This is a genomic window from Stenotrophomonas sp. 3(2025), assembly GCF_052665395.1.
The window spans coordinates 1-1,434 of the sequence record NZ_JBQOIF010000047.1; the positions used below are offsets into that span (position 1 = coordinate 1).

A 1,434-nucleotide genomic window follows, 5' to 3' on the forward strand; every position below is an offset into this window, starting at 1 on the left:
TGAAGTGACCCCCTAAAGTTGGACAGTTGGGGGATCAGGCGGCCAGCGCGACCTGTTCCCGGTACTTTACCGGGCTCAGGCCCTTTAGCTTCAGTCGGATACGGTCTTCGTTGTAGTACCGGATGTACTCCACCAGTCCGGCTTCCAGACTTTCGATGCTGTCAAAGGTGTTCAGGTAGAAGAATTCCGACTTCAGTGTCCCGAAGAAGCTCTCCATGGCCGCGTTGTCCAGGCAGTTGCCACGCCGGGACATGCTCTGTTTCAGCGAGTGCTTGGCGAGCTTGTGGCGGTAGTTTTCGTGCTGGTAGTGCCAGCCCTGGTCGGAGTGGATCATCGGTCGATCTTCGGGCGAAAGCTTCTTGATCGCTTGGTCCAGCATCTCCCCCACCAGGTCGAACACCGGTCGGCGCTTCATCTGGTACGCCACGATTTCGCCGTTGTAGAGATCCATGATCGGCGAAAGATAGAGCTTCATGCCCTGCACCTTGAACTCGGTTACGTCGGTCACCCACTTCTGGTTGGGCGTCTGGGCCTCAAACTGGCGGCCCAGATCGTTGGAGACCACGACATTGGCCGCTCCCTTGAAGGCGCGGTAGCGCTTGATGCGTACCCGCGATTGCAGGCCCAGCTCGGCCATCAGCCGCTGCACCCGCTTGTGGTTGATGGCCTCGCCCTGATTGGCCAGTTCCAGCGTTATGCGACGGTAGCCGTAGCGCCCTTGGTTCTCATCGTAAATCGCGCGGATACGCCCACGCAGTTCCTCCTCGCCCTCATCGGGATGGGCCAAGGCGTTCACCTGGTAATAGAACGTGCTGCGTGACAGTTCGGCCGCCTCGAGCAAAGACGGCAGCGCATGGGCCTGCCTCAATCCTTGGACGGCTTGCGCTTTGCGCGCTGCGCCGCCTGCTCTTCCTGGATCAAGGCATCGAGCTTTTTTAGGTAGGCGGTCTCCGCACGCAGATAGGCCACTTCCTTGAGGAGCTCATCGCGGCTCATGTCCTCGGCGGGCTTGGACGAGCGGGTCTTTTTCATCGGTCTTGGTGGCGGTGGTGGAGGTGGTGCCAGCGCTTGAGCGCCCCCGCGAGCATACAACCGTTGCCATCGCCCCACCGCGCCGGCATCTCCGATCTGGAAGTACGTCGTGGCCTCTCGTGCCGACATGCCCAGCTGGCCCATCTTTTCCAGGACATCCAGCTTGAACTGGAGATCGTAGGACCGGGGTTTGCGCTGAAACCCTTGCCGGCCATGCAGCCGGTAGGTTGCTGCCCACCGCCTGACCGTGGAGAACTCCAGACCATGGCGGCGGGCAACCGCCTTGACCGATGTGGCGGTCTTGCAGGCCTCTTTGGCGACCTGCAATTTGAAACAAACCTCATATCTATTCATGTAACCCTCGGGGTCGGATCAGGTGTCCAACTCCTGGGGGTCACTTCA

At 60.2% G+C, this 1,434-nt stretch carries 1 protein-coding gene; it reads right to left on the reverse strand.

Translation table 11 applies throughout. The features are described from left to right. Window positions 1-34: 34 nt before the first annotated feature. Window positions 35-1,386 (reverse strand): IS3 family transposase gene (locus ACUXVE_RS20015; protein WP_445515018.1). Its coding sequence is split into 2 segments (ribosomal slippage): window positions 35-930 and window positions 930-1,386, totalling 1,353 coding nucleotides; the frame shifts between segments, so codons are not numbered across the junction. Window positions 1,387-1,434: the final 48 nt, after the last annotated feature.